The sequence below is a fragment of the Streptococcus sp. LMAG:39 genome (assembly GCF_008680485.1).
Lineage (GTDB): Bacteria > Bacillota > Bacilli > Lactobacillales > Streptococcaceae > Streptococcus > Streptococcus pasteurianus.
In genome coordinates this window covers 990,708-1,009,282 of record NZ_NALE01000001.1, presented here as the reverse complement: position 1 = coordinate 1,009,282, position 18,575 = coordinate 990,708, and the positions used below count along the sequence as shown (strand labels likewise).

Here is an 18,575-nt window from a genome sequence, read left to right as displayed (position 1 = left end):
CTAAACCATAGAGACATGACAAAAGATGTGATTTTTGGTAAAATCGTAGAGGTTGTACTTTGTATTTTTTATAATACAAGGCAAGAGATTAATGAGCTTTTCAGTCTCAAATTCTCAGTCTGATTACTGTTTAATCATGACAATATAAAAAATGCCCACAACTGTTTTTTGTGGTAGCTAGGAGAAAAAAATGACAGATTATCCGATTAAGTATCGCTTAATTAAGAAAGAAAAACACACAGGTGCTCGTTTGGGTGAAATTATCACGCCCCACGGCACATTTCCAACGCCAATGTTTATGCCTGTTGGAACGCAAGCAACAGTTAAAACACAATCGCCAGAAGAACTCAAGGAAATGGGTTCAGGAATTATCTTATCAAATACTTATCACCTCTGGTTACGTCCAGGTGACGAATTAATCGCTCGCGCTGGTGGACTTCATAAATTTATGAATTGGGACCAAGCGATTCTGACTGATAGTGGTGGTTTCCAAGTGTATTCATTGGCTGATACACGTAACATCACTGAGGAAGGGGTGACATTTAAAAACCACCTTAACGGTGCTAAAATGTTCCTCTCACCAGAAAAAGCCATCTCTATTCAAAATAATCTTGGATCGGACATCATGATGAGCTTTGATGAATGCCCTCAATTCCACCAACCGTATGATTACGTTAGAAAATCAATCGAACGTACAAGTCGTTGGGCTGAACGTGGCTTGAAAGCACATCGTCGTCCACATGACCAAGGACTTTTTGGTATCGTGCAAGGTGCTGGTTTCAAAGACCTTCGTCGCCAATCAGCTAGTGACTTGGTCAGCATGGATTTCCCAGGATATTCAATTGGTGGACTTGCCGTTGGAGAATCACACAAAGAAATGAATGAGGTGCTTGATTTCACAGTGCCAATGTTGCCAGAAAATAAACCACGTTACCTTATGGGCGTTGGTGCACCAGATAGTTTGATTGACGGTGTTATCCGCGGTGTGGATATGTTTGACTGCGTACTTCCAACACGTATCGCTCGAAATGGAACCTGCATGACAAGTGAAGGGCGTTTGGTGGTCAAAAATGCAGCCTATGCAGAAGATTTCACACCACTTGACCATGATTGTGATTGCTATACATGTCGCAATTACACACGTGCTTACATTCGTCACTTGCTTAAAGCTGATGAAACCTTTGGGCTTCGTTTGACAAGCTATCATAACCTTTACTTCCTTGTCAACTTGATGAAAAAAGTTCGTCAAGCTATTATGGATGATAATCTTTTGGAATTCCGCGAAGATTTCTTTGAACGCTACGGCTATAACAAGAGTGACCGTAATTTCTAATAGCATACCAAGTCTGGGGCAAAGCTGCTCCAGACTTTTTGCGCTTTATCAGTGAGAAGATTCCAAAAAGAGTCAACCCAAAAAATAAAAAGGTTGACTAAAAACGAGTAAAGTAGTAAACTTTGTTAGGAGGTTGATGATTATGATAATTTATGGAATTAATCTTGATAGTAAAGGAAGATGCAAACATTATCATACAAAGCAGGACATTGTTGCTCTCAAATGTGGTAAGTGCCAAGATTATTTTGCTTGCTATCAATGTCATAATCAGCTACGAAATCACCCTCTTGAATCAGTTTCGGTAAAAGCTGCCTCACCTGTTTTTTGTGGTAATTGCCGCCATTTTTTAACTTACACGGAGTATAAAAAAGGGGCTTGTCCATATTGTTATCATAACTTTAATCCAAACTGTCGCTTACACGAAACCATTTATTTTAAGGAGTAATTTATGAAAAACGTGAGAGATTTACTTTATATTACAATGATGACAACTATTCTTGTCATTTTAGGTTTTATTCCAGCAATTCCACTGGGGTTTATCCCTGTTCCAATTGTTTTGCAAAATTTGGGAATCATGTTAGCAGGTGTGCTCTTAGGTTGGAAAAAAGGGTGCCTGTCGATTCTTCTGTTTTTCCTTTTGGGGATGTTTATTCCGGCTTTTTCTGGTAGTACTTTGTTTGCTGTTTTTGCTGGACCAACGGCTGGTTATGTGGTTGCTTGGTTTTTTGTGCCAATTCTAATCAATGTGATTTTGAAAATTTTTAAGACATCATCTTTTATTAATAATTTAATTGCAATTTTACTAGGTGGTGTTTTATTTGTTGATGTGGTGGGAGCAATTTATCTATCTGTTTATATACACACACCTTTGTTGACTTCTCTTTTATCAAATCTTGTATTTATCCCAGGAGATACGATTAAGGCAATTATTGCTAGTGTTGTAGCCTATAAATTTAAAGATAGACTGATAGTGCCGTAAGAGATAGTTTTCAAAAAATGTTATAATGTGAGTAAGCATTACTAGAGGAGGATTCTACGATGAAACTCACAACACTTGGTTGCTGGGGAGCTTACCCATATAAAGACGGCGGAACGACCTCTTATCTCGTTACGAGTGAGGACGGTTTTCAATTGCTTATGGATTGTGGAAGTCGCGCTGTCACAGAATTAGAAAAAGAAATCAGCCCACTTGACTTGGATGCGGTGATTATTTCACATTATCATCCTGACCATGTTGCTGATTTAGGCGTGCTACGCCATTATTTCCAACTATATCCCAAACATCTCTGGGAGCCTAAAATTTTGCCAATCTACGGACACACCGAAGATGAACAAGAATTTGCTAAACTGACTTTAGACGGTGTTTCTCAAGGGAAAGCCTATGATGTCAACGGCGTTGAGAAGATTGGTCCATTCGACATTACCTTTATCAAAACCGTTCACCCTGTTCCTTGCTACGCTTTTCGTATTGTCGAACATGCAACAGGGCAAACACTTGTTTTCACTGGTGATACGGGCTATTTTGAAGGCTTGGATAAATTTGCTGCAGGCGCTGACCTCTTTTTGGCAGATGTTTACCTTTATGCAGGAAATGAAAATCATCCAGCGCATTTGACAACCAAAGAAGCAGGGCAAATTGCCAAGGTTGCAGGTGTGACATCTCTTGTCTTGACGCACACGCCACCAGTTCCACCGCAAGGCATTGATGCCGAAAATCACCTTCAAATGCTTAAAGAAGAAGCAGAAAATTATGCTGACGGTGTTTCTGTTGATTTGGCTGAGCCACACAAATCATGGCAACTTGGTGAGCTATAATGGCTGAATTTACACAAGAAGAAAAGGAATATTTCATGCGAGAAGCGCTCAAGGAAGCGCAAAAGTCGCTAGCAAAAGAGGAAATCCCAATTGGCTGTGTTATCGTGAAAAACGGTGACATCATTGGACGTGGACATAATGCGCGTGAAGAACGTCAGAAAGCCATTTTGCATGCTGAAATCATGGCGATTGATGATGCCAATGAAAACGAAGGCAATTGGCGTTTGCTAGATAGCACCCTATTTGTGACCATTGAGCCTTGCGTGATGTGTAGTGGAGCTATTGGGCTTGCCCGCATTCCGCAAGTGATTTATGGGGCTGCCAATCAAAAATTTGGCGGTGCAGGCAGTCTTTATGATATTCTGACGGACGTTCGTCTCAATCATCGAGTGGAAGTGGAGACTGGGATTTTAGAGACCGAATGTGCAGCTATCATGCAAGATTTTTTCCGTAAAAACCGTGAAAAGAAAAAAGCAGCCAAGCAAGCTGCCCAAGAACAGTCTTAGTTTGCATAATCTAGAAATTATGATATAATATTCTTCGGAGCAACATCTGCGCGTGAAGTGGGTCAGGGGAGGAATCCAGCAGCCCTAAGCGATTGTAGGTGTGTGCTCTTTTTGTATATAAAACTAAAACCCTTTGAAATCAATCGTTTCAGAGGGTTATTTTTTATTTAAGAGACTAAAAGGGGCGAAAAGGGGCAGGAATTAAAATATTTTAATTGTGTTTAATCGTTTAGATAAATCAAGTGTCATCTGTGTTGTGACGTGGTTATAACTGTAAAAATCTATGAAATTTTCATCACAAAATGGTTGTTCCATGAAAGTTTTCAGCAACTTGGTAAACGCTTTGTTTAAATGAGATAATTTAGTAAAAATCATTGAAAAATCATGCATAAAAGAGTAATATAGAAGAGAAATTTAATTTTTTGAGGAGTATTGTAATGACACATATTAAATTTGATTATTCAAAACTTTTGGGTCAATTCGTCGAACAAGAAGAAATCGACTTCATGCAACCACAAGTCAACGCTGCTGACGAATACTTGCGCAAAGGTACAGGTCCAGGTTCTGACTTCCTTGGTTGGTTAGACCTTCCTGAAAACTACGACAAAGAAGAATTTGCGCGTATCCAAAAAGCTGCTGCAAAAATCCAATCAGACAGCGAAGTTCTTGTTGTTATCGGTATCGGTGGTTCTTACCTTGGAGCTCGTGCGGCTATCGACTTCTTGAGCAACCACTTCTATAACCTTCAAGCATCTGCAGACCGTAAAGGTCCACAAATCCTTTACGCTGGTAACTCAATTTCGTCAACTTACCTTGCAGAATTAGTGGAATACGTTAAAGATAAAGAGTTCTCAGTAAACGTTATCTCTAAATCTGGCACAACAACTGAACCAGCTATTGCTTTCCGTGTCTTTAAAGAACTTTTGATTGAAAAATACGGTCAAGAAGAAGCTAACAAACGTATCTACGCTACAACTGATAAAGCTAAAGGTGCTGTTAAAGTTGAAGCTGTTGCTAACGATTGGGAAACATTTGTTGTTCCAGATAACGTTGGTGGACGTTTCTCAGTATTGACTGCTGTAGGTCTTCTTCCAATCGCTGCCGCTGGTATCGACATCGAAGCTCTTATGACTGGTGCTAACGCTGCACGTCAAGAATTGACTTCTGCTGAAATTTCAGAAAACATCGCTTATCAATACGCTGCTATTCGTAACATTCTTTACCGTAAAGGTTACATCACTGAAATCTTGGCTAACTACGAACCATCACTTCAATACTTTGGCGAATGGTGGAAACAATTAGCTGGTGAATCAGAAGGTAAACACCAAAAAGGTATCTACCCAACATCTGCTAACTTCTCAACTGACCTTCACTCACTTGGTCAATTTATCCAAGAAGGTTACCGTAACATCTTCGAAACAGTTGTTCGTATTGACAAACCACGTAAAAACGTTGTTATCCCTGAATTGTCAGAAGACCTTGACGGTCTTGGATACCTTCAAGGTAAAGACGTTGACTTCGTAAACAAAAAAGCAACTGACGGTGTTCTTCTTGCTCACACTGACGGTGGTGTTCCTAACATGTTCTTGACACTTCCTCAACAAGATGAATTCACTCTTGGTTACACAATCTACTTCTTCGAGTTGGCTATCGGTCTTTCAGGTTACCTTAACGCTGTTAACCCATTCAACCAACCAGGTGTAGAAGCATACAAGAAAAACATGTTTGCTCTTCTTGGTAAACCAGGATTTGAAGACTTGTCAGAAGAATTGAACGCACGTCTTTAATTCATCATTAACATAGATAAAAAAGCTTCCGTAAGGGAGCTTTTTTGCGTGAAAAAATTATTCGGGGTGAATAAATAACCAAATTTCTTTCCAAATTTTCTGAATATTTGTTATAATAGTAAATTATATAATAAAATTTGAATTAGAAGGATTTGAGTGTTTAGCAAGGGGAGTTTTGAATAACTGTATCTGAGCTAAAAGGGAAAATTGGTTAGTAGTAGATGTTCTGCTTTACTTTTTCTCGATTGAAAGGCTCTGTGAGCCGCTTCAACGCTCTGGGTATCTTAAATATGACTGCACAAAAAATGACTGCTCAAGAAATTATCGCATTTATCGGAAATGCTGAGAAAAAAACAAATGTTAAAGTGACATTTGAAGGTGAATTAGCAGCAGCTGTTCCAGAAAGTGTCATTAAGCTTGGTAATGTGCTTTTTGGTGATTGGAAAGACATTGAGCCACTTTTAGCAAACTTGACTGAAAATAAAGATTATATTGTTGAACAAGATGGTCGTAATTCAGCTGTGCCATTGCTTGATAAACGCCGTATTAACGCTCGTATCGAACCGGGGGCTATCATTCGTGACCAAGTGACAATCGAAGACAATGCGGTTGTTATGATGGGAGCTGTGATTAATATTGGTGCTGAAATCGGTGCAGGAACAATGATTGACATGGGTGCTGTTCTTGGTGGTCGTGCCATTGTTGGTAAAAATAGCCATATCGGTGCAGGTGCCGTTCTTGCAGGTGTAATTGAACCAGCTTCAGCTGACCCTGTGCGTATCGGAGACAACGTCCTTGTCGGTGCTAATGCGGTCGTTATCGAAGGGGTTCAAGTCGGTAATGGTTCTGTTGTTGCTGCGGGAGCTATTGTTACCAAAGATGTCCCTGAAAATGTTGTTGTAGCAGGTGTTCCAGCGCGTGTCATCAAAGAAATTGATGCCAAAACACAACAAAAAACAGCACTCGAAGACGCTTTGCGTAATTTGTAATAAAGGAAGTAAAGGCTTGAGAACTTCTCTCAAGCTTTTAAAAAATAAAGGAAAAAATATGACTTTAGATTTAGTTAATATCCGCCGTGATTTGCACCAGATTCCTGAAATTGGTTTGGAAGAATTTAAAACACAAGCTTATCTTTTGGAGCGTATTGCAGAAATTACGGCTGGAAAAGGTTTTGTAGAGCAACGTACTTGGCGAACTGGGATTCTTGTCTTTTTAAATGGCTCAGCTCCTGAAAAGACGATTGGTTGGCGAACAGATATTGATGCTTTGCCTATTGTAGAAGAAACTGGGTTGGCGTTTGCTAGCCAGCATGAGGGGCGTATGCACGCTTGCGGGCATGACATGCACATGACCGTTGCGCTTGGTTTACTTAATGAATTGGTGCAAGTACAGCCCAAAAATAATTTACTCTTTCTTTTCCAACCAGCAGAGGAAAATGAAGCAGGCGGCATGCTCATGTATCAAGATAATGCCTTTGGTGATTGGAAACCAGATGAATTTTATGGACTTCATGTTCGCCCTGATTTCAAGGTTGGTGATATTGCGACCAATACCTCAACATTGTTTGCAGGAACTTGCGAAGTGTTGGTGACTTTTAAAGGAAAAGGAGGACATGCTGCTTTTCCACATGAAGCAAATGATGCTTTGGTTGCTGCTTCGTATTTTGTCACGCAAGTACAGACAATTGTTAGCCGTAATGTTGACCCAATTCAAGGTGGTGTGGTGACTTTTGGTTCTTTCCATGCTGGAACAACTAACAATGTCATTGCCGAGACAGCGCGTTTGCATGGTACCATTCGAACATTGACGCAGGATATGAGCTTGCATATTCAAAAACGTTTAACGGAAATTGCCAAAGGCGTTGCTGCCAGCTTTGACATGGAAGTTGATGTCCATTTGAAGCAAGGAGGCTATTTGCCTGTGGAAAATAATCCAGAGTTGGCACAAGACTTAATGGTGTTTTTCCGAAATCGAGAGGCTGTTAATTTGATTGATTGCCCGCCTGCGATGACTGGAGAAGATTTTGGTTATCTTTTAAATAAAATTCCCGGTGTGATGTTTTGGCTTGGTGTTGATACGCCTTATGCGCTTCATCACCCACAAATGAGTCCAAATGAAGCTGCCTTACCATTTGCGGTTAGTGAAATTTCAGCCTTTCTTAAAGAAAAAGCAAAGTAGTGATAGCTAAAAGAATTTGAGTGTTTCATTCTCGAGTTCTTTTTTAGGGAACAAAAAAAGTCGCCATTGGGAGTTAGCGACTTTAAAAGGGAAGGACATGATTTTATCAATCATGTCCAGGAGATTTATGAAAAGGGAATAAATCCCAAAAGAGTTTATTCCCAGCGGTTTGGGAGAACCGCTATTTAGGATATTTATATTTTATCGGAAAAATCTTAAAGAAACCTTAAAATAAATTTTAAGATTTTTGCTAAGTAAAAATCCAGTTTTGTGTTATCATAATAGCATGGAAAAATCACAGTTAAGAGCAGCTATTCTGACTCAGTTAAAAGAGCATGACAAGGCGGAGAAAGCTACTAAAGATAAGGCTTTGTTAGAAGATTTAGTCGCGTCAGCAGCTTATCAAAATGCGCAAACAATCGCAACGTATTTAGCTTTTGATTTTGAATACGATACGCAATTGTTAATCAATCAAGCCCAAAAAGATGGGAAAAAAATTCTTGTTCCCAAGACTTATTCCAAAGGAAAAATGATTTTTTGCCCTTACGATAAGGATAATTTGGTGAAAACAAGGTTTGGTCTGTGGGAGCCAGCGGTAGCTAATGCTGTGGATAAGTCGCAAATTGATGTCATTCATGTCCCAGGCGTAGGATTCAATCCGGCTGGTTTTCGTATCGGATATGGCGGCGGTTACTATGACCGTTATTTAGCTGATTATGACGGACATACCGTTAGCACGATTTATGAGTTTCAGAAAGTAGAGTTTCAGGCAGATTGTCATGATATGGCTGTGAAGGAGGTTTTTAGTAGATGAAAAATGAAATTAAAAGAAATCCAATAACGATATTTTTACTGGTTTTAACAATACTTGTCTTTTTGGCAATGCAGATTGTTTATTTTGGCAATGCGACCTCTGGGCAAGCGATTCTTAATTTTGGTGGCATGTATGGTGCTTATGTTAGCCTAGTCCCGACACAATTGTGGCGCTTAGTGACACCAATTTTTGTTCATATTGGTTGGGAACATTTTTTCTTTAATGCCTTAACGCTTTATTTTGTTGGGCAAATTGCAGAGCAGATTTGGGGGCATCATAAATTTTTAGCGCTTTATGTGCTATCAGGAGTGGTTGGAAATGCCTTTACCCTTTTCTTTACGCCAAATGTGCTTGCAGCAGGTGCTTCAACATCGCTATTTGGTGTCTTTGCAGCTATTATGGTAGTTGGCTATTTTGGTAGAAATCCTTTTTTGAAAGAATTGGGGCGCAATTACCAATTGTTGATTTTGATTAATTTACTTTTTAATTTATTCACCCCAGGTGTTGGGATTATCGGACATATTGGCGGTCTTGTTGGTGGTATTTTATGTGCTATCTTTTTACCAACAATTGTAGAAAAAGATATGTTTAAACCTTGGCAACGTTGGCTTGCGGCAGGTTCGTATGTCGTTTTAAATCTTATTTTGATTTTGGCTGCGTTGTTATAAAAATCCTCACTTAGACAACTGTACTGGTCCCTAAAAGTTGGACAATTAATTATTGAAAGGATTTAGTTCTATATTGCATAGGGCTGAATCCTTTTCGTTTTGTCTTGATTCGTTTATTGTTATAGTAAAAAATATAGTCTGTAATGGCTTTCTCAAACGCATCAAGAGACTGATAAGACTTCCCGTATAAAACATTTCGGACTTTAGAATGCCAAAGAAAGATTCCATCTATTCCCAAGTTTTCTTTGGTTTTCGCCCCATCTTTGGTGGGCTCCCTCTAGTTTTCTCAACAATAGTATCCCCATTTTTCTTATATTGTGCCAGCCACTTTGCCAGCTGACTATAATTGAGTAAGGCATAATCAAGAGCTAGTTGCTTTTGGGATTGACCTTTAAACAAAACTTTAGCAATCATTTCCTGCTTTAAGTCTGGAGAGTAATAGATATTTTTCCTTTTCTTGACGATACCTATTCCCTACCGATCAATCAGTCGGAGAATATATTTAATATGAGACTTAACAAAATACTAAACTTTTGTTATAAGGATTTAATTGATTCTCCATTTTGTCTCAACTTATAGAGTTGAACCTTGTCTTCGTAACTTAATGTCATACAAAAAGCACTCCGATCGTTAGATGTCGTGTCTAACGATCGGGGTGCAGGTCAAAGTTTTAAGGGGGGGATTTTATTTAGTTTCTTCTCTTTTTGAATCAGCTTCTAATTCTTTACCTAAATCGATAAGATATTGTTTCATGCTATCTTTGATTTGAGGGTGTTGAAGGGCATAGTCAATAGAAGTTTTCATAAAGCCAAATTTGTCACCGACATCATAGCGGTCACCGTTAAATTGGCGGGCGAAAACACGTTGCGTTTTGTTAAGGGTATCAATAGCATCTGTCAATTGAATTTCATTACCAGCTCCAGGTTCTTGTGTTTCAAGGATATTGAAGATTTCTGGAGTAAGAAGATAACGGCCGATGATTGCAAGGTCACTTGGTGCATCTTCAGGGGCTGGTTTTTCAACAAATGTTTCAACGCTATAAAGTCCGTCAATGCCTTCTCCTTGAGGAGCAATAACACCGTAAGATGATACTTCTTCGTGTGGTACAGGCATAACAGCGATAGTTGATGCATGTGTAGTTTCGTAGTCATTGATAAGTTGTTTTGTCAATGGCACAGCGTTGTTATTATTGATGTCCATAAGGTCGTCACCAAGCATAACGACAAAAGGTTCATTACCAACAAAAGCTTTGGCTTGCAGAACAGCATCTCCCAATCCGCGTGGATGACTTTGGCGGATAAAGTGAAGATTGATAGCTGTTGTATCATTCACAAGTTTGAGAAGGTCAGTTTTCCCTTTATGTTCCAAATTGTATTCTAATTCAAAATTTGAATCGAAGTGGTCTTCGATTGAACGTTTTGATTTCCCAGTAACAACCAAAATGTCTTCGATACCTGATTTCAAGGCTTCTTCGACGATAAATTGAATGGTTGGTTTATCAACAATTGGAAGCATCTCTTTAGCGAGTGCTTTAGTTGCTGGCAAGAAGCGTGTTCCAAGACCAGCAGCGGGAATGACGGCTTTTCTAACTTTTCTCATATGAGAACTCCTTTTCATAAATTAACTATACTGGACGAAATTATACTACAATTCTAATATTAGTGCCATTCATTTTCAGAACGGAAATCATTTGACATCATACCTAAGATACTTTCACGGACGTCGCCGCCTTCATAAATCACTTTATAGATAGCGCTAGTAATTGGCATGTAAACACCTAACTCTTTAGCAAGTTCATAAGCAACTTTAGTGGTTGAGATACCCTCGATAACCATACCCATATTTTTTTCGATGTTTTCGAGTTTTTCACCACGTCCAAGTGCATCACCAGCTCGCCAGTTACGAGAGTGAACAGATGTTCCTGTCACGATAAGGTCACCAACACCAGAAAGTCCGCTATAAGTGAGTGGATTAGCTCCCATTTTTACCCCAAGACGAGTAATTTCGGCAAGTCCACGTGTGATAACAGCTGCTTTGGCATTATCACCGTATCCAAGTCCGTGAAGGGCACCAGCACCAACAGCAATGATATTTTTAAGAGCCCCAGCTGTTTCAACACCAACAACATCAGTATTAGTGTAAAGTCGGAAATAATTGTTGCTAAAGAGTTCTTGGACGTATTTAGCGGCGTCTTGGTCTTTTGAAGCGGCTGTAATCAATGTAATATCGCGAACAATTGTTTCTTCAGCATGGCTTGGTCCAGAGACAACAACGATTTCAGAACGCAATTCAGCAGGAATTTCTTCCTCTAAGATAGTAGAAAGGCGTTCGTGTGTTCCAGGTTCAAGTCCTTTAGAAGCGTGCATAATAACAGCTTTGTGGTCAAGTGTTTCAGCTACTTGTTTTGCGACCAAACGTGTTACTTTAGTCGGTACAACAAATAAAATAGCGTCAACGTCTGTGAGTGCCTCTTTTAAGTCGAGTGTCGCTTTGATATTTTCAGAAATTATAATATCTTTAAAGTAGCGAGTGTTTGTATGCTTGGTATTTAATTCTTCGATTTGATCTGGGACATTTCCCCAAAGACAAACGTCATGTCCGTTATCATTTAATACTTGCGCAAGAGCCGTTCCCCATGAACCAGGCCCTAAGACAGCAACTTTTTGTCTTGTCATTTTTTCTCCTCTCTCAAACGAGTAAGATTTCACTCCCCATTATATCACAAGAGCCCTTGTTTGTCTTTGTTTATTGGAAAGGTAATTGGGGAATTATTTGTGATAAGGGGAAATTTCCGGAAGTTTAGATTATATTTTTGAAAAATAACCTAAATGACGATAAGCCTTATAATATCAATGATTTATGGCTTGTCTAATGTAATTTATACTTCCTTTATTATTCCCCAAAAGCATTAATAGCATACTCAAAGAAACTAGCTGAATTTTTAGCACCTTCTTTTGTGACATGAACATACGTGTTAAGTGTCATGCTGATATTGCTATGTTCTAGCCTATATTGTAAATCTTTTGGCTGTATACCAGCATTTAGCATAATAGTAGCGTGAGTGTGTCATAGACCGTGAAAGCCTATGTACGGTACAGCAGCGTGCTTTAAATGCCATTTTAGTCTGTTCTTTAAAAGTGCCATAATAAGGGTGATCGTGAGGAAATACAGAAAACACAACGTCAAATAGATTATAATATTTTGATTTGTTTAGCGTATCCAAGTAGTTATAGTCCGTGCTGTTACGCTTGTTTGTGCTTTCTTTCCTGTAATGCTATCTACTCCCAAATAAACATTTGAGCAGTACACTTTAGCACCGTCTTTTTTAATAACTTCTTTGATATTCATGGTAAAACTTTCTACAGTAGGTAAGCCATTATTAAAAAGGTTTTAGGTTTATATGAATTGTTGGGAAAACAGGTTAGAAATACTTGGATTTTAAATCCAACCTTTTCAAAAATCCTATAAAATCCTACACACACTGTTGGCAGAACACTGGTGAAATAAACATCGCTGTCGGCCCCAATAAAATAACGTTAGCAGAAGCTAAAGGTTTAGAAATTTATTAAGGAAGGGCTACGACTTGAAAAGTGTAAAAAAAGAGAATTACAAAAGGTAAACGGTAGCACCCTGTATTTAAAAAACGTGGCAAATACTAAAAAATAAACACTATCTTCCGTTATACAATATAACCACGCTTATATTACTAATTCGTGATATAATAGAACTAGTGAATTGTAAGAAATGTGGTTTTTTATGGCTTATGATAAAAAGATAAAAATATTAAAAAATTAGATAGGGAAATTTAAGACTTCTTCGAAGTAGCTGACAGAACTTTGTTCCGATTAAAACGAAAAGCACTTCAAGAAATAGCTAAGCAGATTTAAAATATATCACTCAATGGTTCTCTATAATTTGGTAAATGAGAGTTTAGTCTTGACTTATAGTGACTTTACTGTTAGAGTAATGAGTGTAAATAAGATTTGGAGTTTAAGTAATAAGTGGTATCTTTTGTTTTTCCTCTTGAATATTTTTACAAATTTATATAAAAAAGAGGTAACTCAATGGTACAAGGTACAGTAAAATGGTTTAATACGGATAAAGGTTTTGGCTTTATCTCTCAAGAAAATGGAGCTGATGTGTTCGCACATTTTTCTGAAATTAAATCTAACGGTTTTAAATCTTTAGAGGATGGTCAGAAAGTTCAGTTTGACGTTGAACAAGGAAAACGCGGACTTCAAGCAGTCAATATTATTAAAATTTCTTAACGTTTAGGAGGAGCTATTTTGATAGCTTCTTTTTTATTTGGGAATACCTCACTTAATTTTGAACGGGGCATATACCGTTCAAAATAAACAACGCCACCTTCTTTCGTGAGTAATTTCCCTTTTTGATTTTTCTAGCATGTCACTATTAGCCCATAAAATGTACTGTATGACGTTTTAGGGTGATGTGTTTTTTAAATACTCCTTCTCCATGTATGTACCAAGGAGAGTTACAACAAGGTGTTTGCTTATATTGCAGACTAATTCTCAGATTTTTAAAGGGGACATAACTTGCATTAAGTTTTGTTGTTATGCTATTTGTTAATTAGCTAGCAATTAAATTTGTTAAGGTTTTAGATGTTGTCAATTTGTAATGGAAGTAGTAGAATGGAAGAGCAGGCAGGAGGATTTTCCTTTGCAATATAAAAAACATCCATATATTTTTGTATACTCCCTTGCTTGTATGCGGTCAGTTTGTTCTTTTATCGTTGAAAAGCCAAAACCTTTAAACTCTAAATAAACTTTTTCATATAGTTACAATTCCTTGACCGCAGGCGCTCCATTATTGGGGCGCTTTTTAGGTATCAAAAAAGACCATGGATAACCCACAATCTGAAAGAGAAAGCCATGCCACACAAAGTTCTTAAAATATGTTAACCTTATTATATCATAAGCATTTCTATATTTGTTTTGGCTTGTGCCAATAGATGCATGGTATCATGAAAGGGCAGAATATGGAAATTATATCAAACCAGCATTTAGGTTTGATTTAACGCTTGTAGAATGTGTCTAGGAGCAAAAGAAAGATACCCCCTTTTTGGACGGTATCGGTGACAAATGAAACTCAAAAAAATGGATAAGTGAAAAGACTGAGTCTTTTAACTATCTACTTTTATATTCTAACACCGAATAAAATTTTTTCAAGAGAAAGAGTTTTGCCAGTTGCAAAGACCTAGGTTCAGAAAGTTTAACACATGAACAGACCTAGTTTATCAGTATTTAAAAAATTATCAAATAGATTATCAAGAACAACTATGTTATACCACAGCCAAACTAACAAAAGCAGCTTTTGGGTGCTGGTTCCTTGCTTGCTGAACTTATTAAATTTATTCCCTCTTTTATATACCCCAATGATAAAAATGCATAAGGTTGTGTTCCTATATTTTTGAAAAATAACTTGTGGTATAATGAAATGACGTTACTATGAAAGGAAGAAATAAGTTGTGATTGATTTAGAAGAGATTTTATCCAAAATGAATCCCAATCAGAAAATCAACTATGACCGTGTCATGCAACAAATGGCAAAACGGTGGATGCAAGAAGAGACTCGACCACGTATTCTTGTTCATGTTTGCTGCGCACCTTGTTCAACTTATACTTTGGAATATTTGACGCAATATGCTGATTTGACGGTTTATTTTGCCAACTCAAACATTCATCCCAAGGAAGAATATTACCGTAGAGCTTATGTTGTTCAAAAATTTGTATCGGATTTTAATGAAAAAACAGGCAATAACGTTCAATTTATTGAAGCGCCTTACGACCCGTCGGAGTATTTTCAAAAAGTTCATGGTTTTGAGGAGGAACCTGAGGGTGGCGAGCGTTGCCGTGTTTGCTTTGATTACCGTTTAGATAAGGCAGCAAAAATGGCTGTTGAGCTTGGCTTTGATTATTTTGCTAGTGCCTTGACCATTAGTCCGCACAAAAGTTCACAGGTTATTAATAGCGTGGGAATCGAAGTCCAAAAAGTTTATGCAACCAAGTATCTACCAAGTGATTTCAAGAAAAATAATGGCTACCGCCGTTCAGTAGAAATGTGCGAGGAATATGACATCTATCGTCAATGTTACTGTGGTTGTGTTTTTGCTGCTAAAATGCAAGGTGTTGACTTCACCCAAATCAAAAAAGAAGCCAAAGCATTTATGGTCGGAAAAGACGGCGAAAAAGAATTTCCACACATCCGCTTTACCTTCGAAGGAAAAGAAATCTAATACGAATAAATAATTAAGGAGACAAAATGAGTAAAATCAGAGGATTTGAATTGGTTTCACAATTTACTGATGAAACATTGCTACCAAAGCGAGAAACAGCACACGCTGCAGGCTATGATTTGAAAGCTGCGGAAACAACAGAAATTGCAGCTGGTGAGATTAAATTAGTGCCAACTGGTGTCAAAGCTTACATGCAAGCTGGTGAGGTGCTTTATCTTTTTGACCGTTCTTCAAATCCGCGTAAAAAAGGCTTGGTTTTGATTAATTCGGTAGGTGTCATTGACGGTGATTATTATGGCAATCCTGCTAATGAAGGTCACATTTTTGCACAAATGAAAAATATCACTAATGAGACTGTTGTGGTCGAAGCTGGCGAACGCATTGTTCAAGGTGTTTTCATGCCTTTCTTGCTTGCTGACGGTGACGAAGCAGACGGCGTTCGTACGGGCGGATTTGGGTCAACTGGGAAATAAGAGTACAGCAAAACAATTTGAAAATGCAAAGGAGGTAATGGGCTATCGCTAAGAAAAAAACAACATTTATTTGTCAGGAGTGTGGCTATCATTCTCCGAAATATTTGGGACGTTGTCCGAATTGTTCGTCTTGGACGTCTTTTGTTGAAGAAGTTGAGGTGCAAGAAGTCAAAAATGCGCGTGTTAGTTTGACGGGTGAAAAAAGCAAACCGACTAAGTTAAAGGATGTTAGCTCGATTCATTATTCACGCACCAAGACTAGCATGGATGAATTTAACCGCGTGCTTGGTGGCGGTGTGGTGCCAGGTAGTTTGGTGCTTATCGGTGGTGACCCAGGTATTGGAAAATCAACGCTTCTTTTGCAAGTATCTATTCAACTTGCAGATAAGGGAACGGTTCTTTACGTTTCTGGGGAAGAATCAGCAGAGCAGATTAAACTACGTAGTGAGCGTCTTGGCGACATTGACAATGAATTTTACCTTTATGCTGAAACGAATATGCAAGCCATTCGCGCACAGATTGAGCAAATTCAGCCTGATTTCTTGATTATTGACTCGATTCAGACAATTATGAGCCCTGATATTTCTGGGGTTCAAGGGTCGGTATCACAAGTACGTGAAGTGACTGCAGAGTTGATGCAACTGGCTAAGACAAATAATATTGCAACCTTTATCGTTGGTCACGTGACTAAGGAAGGGCAGCTTGCAGGACCGCGCATGCTTGAGCATATGGTGGATACGGTGCTTTATTTTGAAGGGGAACGTCATCACACCTTCCGTATTTTACGTGCTGTGAAAAATCGTTTTGGTTCAACTAACGAAATTGGCATTTTTGAAATGCAATCTGGTGGTCTTGTTGAAGTGCTTAATCCGAGCCAAGTTTTCTTAGAAGAACGTTTGGACGGTGCAACGGGGTCAGCTATCGTGGTTACCATGGAAGGTAGCCGTCCAATTTTGGCGGAAGTCCAAGCTTTGGTAACGCCGACAGTCTTTGGAAATGCCAAACGCACCACGACAGGACTGGATTTTAACCGTGTTAGCCTTATTATGGCGGTGCTTGAAAAACGTTGTGGACTTTTATTGCAAAATCAAGATGCTTATTTGAAATCGGCTGGTGGTGTTAAACTTGATGAGCCAGCGATTGATTTGGCAGTAGCGGTAGCCATTGCGTCAAGCTATAAAGAAAAGCCAACAAATCCACAGGAAGCCTTCATCGGTGAAATTGGTTTGACAGGCGAAATTCGTCGTGTGACACGTATTGAGCAACGTATCAACGAAGCAGCAAAACTTGGTTTTACCAAAGTTTATGCTCCTAAAAACTCACTGTCAGGTATTGATATTCCAGACAATATTCAAGTCATTGGTGTGACAACTGTGGGCGAAGTTCTCAAAAAAGTTTTTGTGTAAAAAGGGCTCTTTGTCAACTGTAGTGGGTGGCAAAGTTAAGCTCTAGCGAGAACAAATGATGTTCTCGCTTTTTTGCAGTTCAAAGCGATGTAAATGCGTTTTTTAAGTTGTCAAAGTTCCTATAACCAAAAGCGTTTCGTTTAATATCTTTGATAAAGGTTGTAGTATTTTTTCAAGTTGCGGAACGTGTTTAAAAATCTTGTCTAAACACTCTTTAAGCGTTAACGTTTCTCTGAAAGTCCTTGAATAAAAAGCATTAGGCGATAGTTTTCGACTATCCTTTTGAATGAGTTTCCAGTAATATTTTAGAACACGATATTCAAGAGATTTCTTCTCAAATTATTTCATTATTTGAATACGTGTCTGTTTTAGCGTTCTGTTCATGTATTGGACAATGTGAAAACGGTCAAGAACAATTTTAGCATTTGGGAGTGAAACAGTCTAGGAATAGACTGTTTCAGCCTGAGCCTAGAAACTGGAGAGCGAAGCAACATGATTAAAGGTATGTAATTACCAGACATGTCCATAGTAACGATTTTCACTCCTTCTCGAGCTTCTTTAGAGTATTTGAAAAAGTGATTGCGAATGGTTGTTTGTCGTCTGTTATCAAGGATCGTAATGATTTTCTTTGTGTTATAGTCTTGAGCAATAAAAGCTAGTTTTCCTTTTTGATAAGAGAATTCATCCCAAGACAGTACTTCAGGTAAGGTTGAAAAGTTATCCTTGAACTGAAATTATTTAAGCTTACGATACACAGTTGAGGTAGAGAAGGCAAGTTTTTCAGCGATGTGCGTTAAAGCTTCTCGCTTAAGTAAGAGTTGAGCTGTTTTCTGCTTCACTAGCTCAGAGATTTGACAGTTCTTCTGAACAAGGGAGGTCTCAGAAACCGTCACTTTACGACAGACTTTGCATTGAAATCTTCTCTTTTTCAAACGAATCAGACTGGGAAGACCACCAATTTCGATAAAAGGAATCTTAGAAGGTTTTTGAAAGTCATATTTAATTTGTTTTCCTTGACAATAGCAACACTTAGGAGGAGTGTAATCAACCTCAATATGTGTCTCGTGTTGAAAAACTTTAGTTAAAGTGATATTTTGTCTTTAATTCCGATTACTTCTGTAGTATGATAGAGTTGTCTCATATGATTCTTTCTATTTATGGTTTTGTCGCTTTAAATTTTAAGTCATATGGGACTTTTTGTATACTCAAAAACTCCATAACTTCTTAGCAGGATTTTACCCACTACAGAAGTTATAGAGCCGTAAAAAGTGGGAGAGTATTTCCGCTTTTTTTATTTCCTCATTGTAAAGTCATTTTAGGAGACAAGAGGTATGAAAAA

General features: G+C 38.3%; 16 protein-coding genes, 1 other RNA gene and 5 pseudogenes. 15 read left to right on the top strand and 7 right to left on the bottom strand.

Features of this window, described 5'->3' with window-relative positions:
* Positions 1–190: 190 nt before the first annotated feature.
* The 11 genes from tgt (at position 191) to CCC20_RS04925 (ending at position 9,101) form a co-directional block, all read left to right on the top strand.
* On the top strand, positions 191–1,333 hold the full coding sequence (gene tgt / locus CCC20_RS04975) for a tRNA guanosine(34) transglycosylase Tgt (protein ID WP_287179369.1): 1,143 nt from the start codon (positions 191–193) through the stop codon (positions 1,331–1,333).
* Between the two features lie 136 nt (positions 1,334–1,469).
* On the top strand, positions 1,470–1,778 hold the full coding sequence (locus CCC20_RS04970; RefSeq protein WP_003066737.1) for a CHY zinc finger protein: 309 nt from the start codon (positions 1,470–1,472) through the stop codon (positions 1,776–1,778).
* Between the two features lie 3 nt (positions 1,779–1,781).
* A complete protein-coding gene (locus CCC20_RS04965; protein WP_003066736.1) occupies positions 1,782–2,312 on the top strand; it encodes a biotin transporter BioY in 531 nt (176 codons plus the stop codon).
* Between the two features lie 59 nt (positions 2,313–2,371).
* A complete protein-coding gene (locus CCC20_RS04960; protein ID WP_003066734.1) occupies positions 2,372–3,148 on the top strand; it encodes an MBL fold metallo-hydrolase in 777 nt (258 codons plus the stop codon).
* Positions 3,148–3,654: a tRNA adenosine(34) deaminase TadA gene (tadA, locus tag CCC20_RS04955; RefSeq protein WP_003066731.1), complete on the top strand. Its 507-nt coding sequence runs from the start codon at positions 3,148–3,150 to the stop codon at positions 3,652–3,654. The genes CCC20_RS04960 and tadA overlap by 1 nt, the downstream gene beginning before the upstream one ends.
* 31 nt (positions 3,655–3,685) lie before the next feature.
* An RNA gene (gene ffs, locus CCC20_RS04950) (signal recognition particle sRNA small type) lies at positions 3,686–3,771 on the top strand.
* A 320-nt stretch (positions 3,772–4,091) separates the two neighbouring features.
* Positions 4,092–5,441: a glucose-6-phosphate isomerase gene (locus CCC20_RS04945; RefSeq protein ID WP_003066726.1), complete on the top strand. Its 1,350-nt coding sequence runs from the start codon at positions 4,092–4,094 to the stop codon at positions 5,439–5,441.
* A 290-nt stretch (positions 5,442–5,731) separates the two neighbouring features.
* A complete protein-coding gene (dapD, locus tag CCC20_RS04940; RefSeq protein WP_003066724.1) occupies positions 5,732–6,430 on the top strand; it encodes a 2,3,4,5-tetrahydropyridine-2,6-dicarboxylate N-acetyltransferase in 699 nt (232 codons plus the stop codon).
* Between the two features lie 58 nt (positions 6,431–6,488).
* On the top strand, positions 6,489–7,619 hold the full coding sequence (locus CCC20_RS04935) for an N-acetyldiaminopimelate deacetylase (RefSeq protein WP_041974266.1): 1,131 nt from the start codon (positions 6,489–6,491) through the stop codon (positions 7,617–7,619).
* 286 nt (positions 7,620–7,905) lie between these two features.
* Positions 7,906–8,433 carry a 5-formyltetrahydrofolate cyclo-ligase gene (locus CCC20_RS04930; protein ID WP_003066720.1) on the top strand — a complete coding sequence of 176 codons (528 nt, stop codon included), beginning with the start codon at positions 7,906–7,908 and terminating at the stop codon, positions 8,431–8,433.
* On the top strand, positions 8,430–9,101 hold the full coding sequence (locus tag CCC20_RS04925; RefSeq protein WP_117567448.1) for a rhomboid family intramembrane serine protease: 672 nt from the start codon (positions 8,430–8,432) through the stop codon (positions 9,099–9,101). Before CCC20_RS04930 ends, CCC20_RS04925 begins: the two co-directional genes overlap by 4 nt.
* 49 nt (positions 9,102–9,150) lie before the next feature.
* On the opposite strand, the pseudogene CCC20_RS04920 reads toward CCC20_RS04925, so the two are convergent.
* From CCC20_RS04920 to CCC20_RS04895, 6 genes and pseudogenes are all read right to left on the bottom strand, one after another.
* Positions 9,151–9,329, bottom strand: a pseudogene (locus CCC20_RS04920) (IS3 family transposase); the annotation flags it as partial.
* A gap of 3 nt (positions 9,330–9,332) precedes the next feature.
* Positions 9,333–9,712: pseudogene (locus tag CCC20_RS04915) on the bottom strand (transposase); the annotation flags it as partial.
* A gap of 73 nt (positions 9,713–9,785) precedes the next feature.
* Positions 9,786–10,700 (bottom strand): UTP--glucose-1-phosphate uridylyltransferase GalU, encoded by a 915-nt coding sequence (gene galU / locus CCC20_RS04910; RefSeq protein WP_013852294.1) that lies wholly within the window; start codon positions 10,698–10,700, stop codon positions 9,786–9,788.
* 59 nt (positions 10,701–10,759) lie between these two features.
* Positions 10,760–11,776 (bottom strand): NAD(P)H-dependent glycerol-3-phosphate dehydrogenase, encoded by a 1,017-nt coding sequence (locus CCC20_RS04905; RefSeq protein ID WP_003066713.1) that lies wholly within the window; start codon positions 11,774–11,776, stop codon positions 10,760–10,762.
* Positions 11,777–11,993: 217 nt separating this feature from the next.
* Positions 11,994–12,236, bottom strand: a pseudogene (locus tag CCC20_RS04900) (tyrosine-type recombinase/integrase); the annotation flags it as partial.
* Between the two features lie 96 nt (positions 12,237–12,332).
* Positions 12,333–12,449: pseudogene (locus CCC20_RS04895) on the bottom strand (integrase); the annotation flags it as partial.
* Between the two features lie 716 nt (positions 12,450–13,165).
* Here CCC20_RS04895 and CCC20_RS04890 point away from each other — a divergent pair.
* From CCC20_RS04890 to radA, 4 genes are all read left to right on the top strand, one after another.
* Positions 13,166–13,369, top strand: coding sequence for a cold-shock protein (locus CCC20_RS04890; protein WP_003066706.1), 204 nt, complete (start codon positions 13,166–13,168; stop codon positions 13,367–13,369).
* Between the two features lie 1,220 nt (positions 13,370–14,589).
* Positions 14,590–15,357: an epoxyqueuosine reductase QueH gene (locus tag CCC20_RS04885; RefSeq protein ID WP_003066703.1), complete on the top strand. Its 768-nt coding sequence runs from the start codon at positions 14,590–14,592 to the stop codon at positions 15,355–15,357.
* 26 nt (positions 15,358–15,383) lie between these two features.
* Entirely contained in the window at positions 15,384–15,830 is a 447-nt protein-coding gene (locus CCC20_RS04880; protein WP_058692550.1) for a dUTP diphosphatase, read from the top strand.
* 44 nt (positions 15,831–15,874) lie between these two features.
* Positions 15,875–17,236 (top strand): DNA repair protein RadA, encoded by a 1,362-nt coding sequence (gene radA / locus CCC20_RS04875; protein ID WP_287180422.1) that lies wholly within the window; start codon positions 15,875–15,877, stop codon positions 17,234–17,236.
* A gap of 35 nt (positions 17,237–17,271) precedes the next feature.
* Here radA and CCC20_RS04870 read toward each other — a convergent pair.
* Positions 17,272–18,377 (bottom strand): annotated as a pseudogene (locus CCC20_RS04870) (transposase).
* Positions 18,378–18,575: the final 198 nt, after the last annotated feature.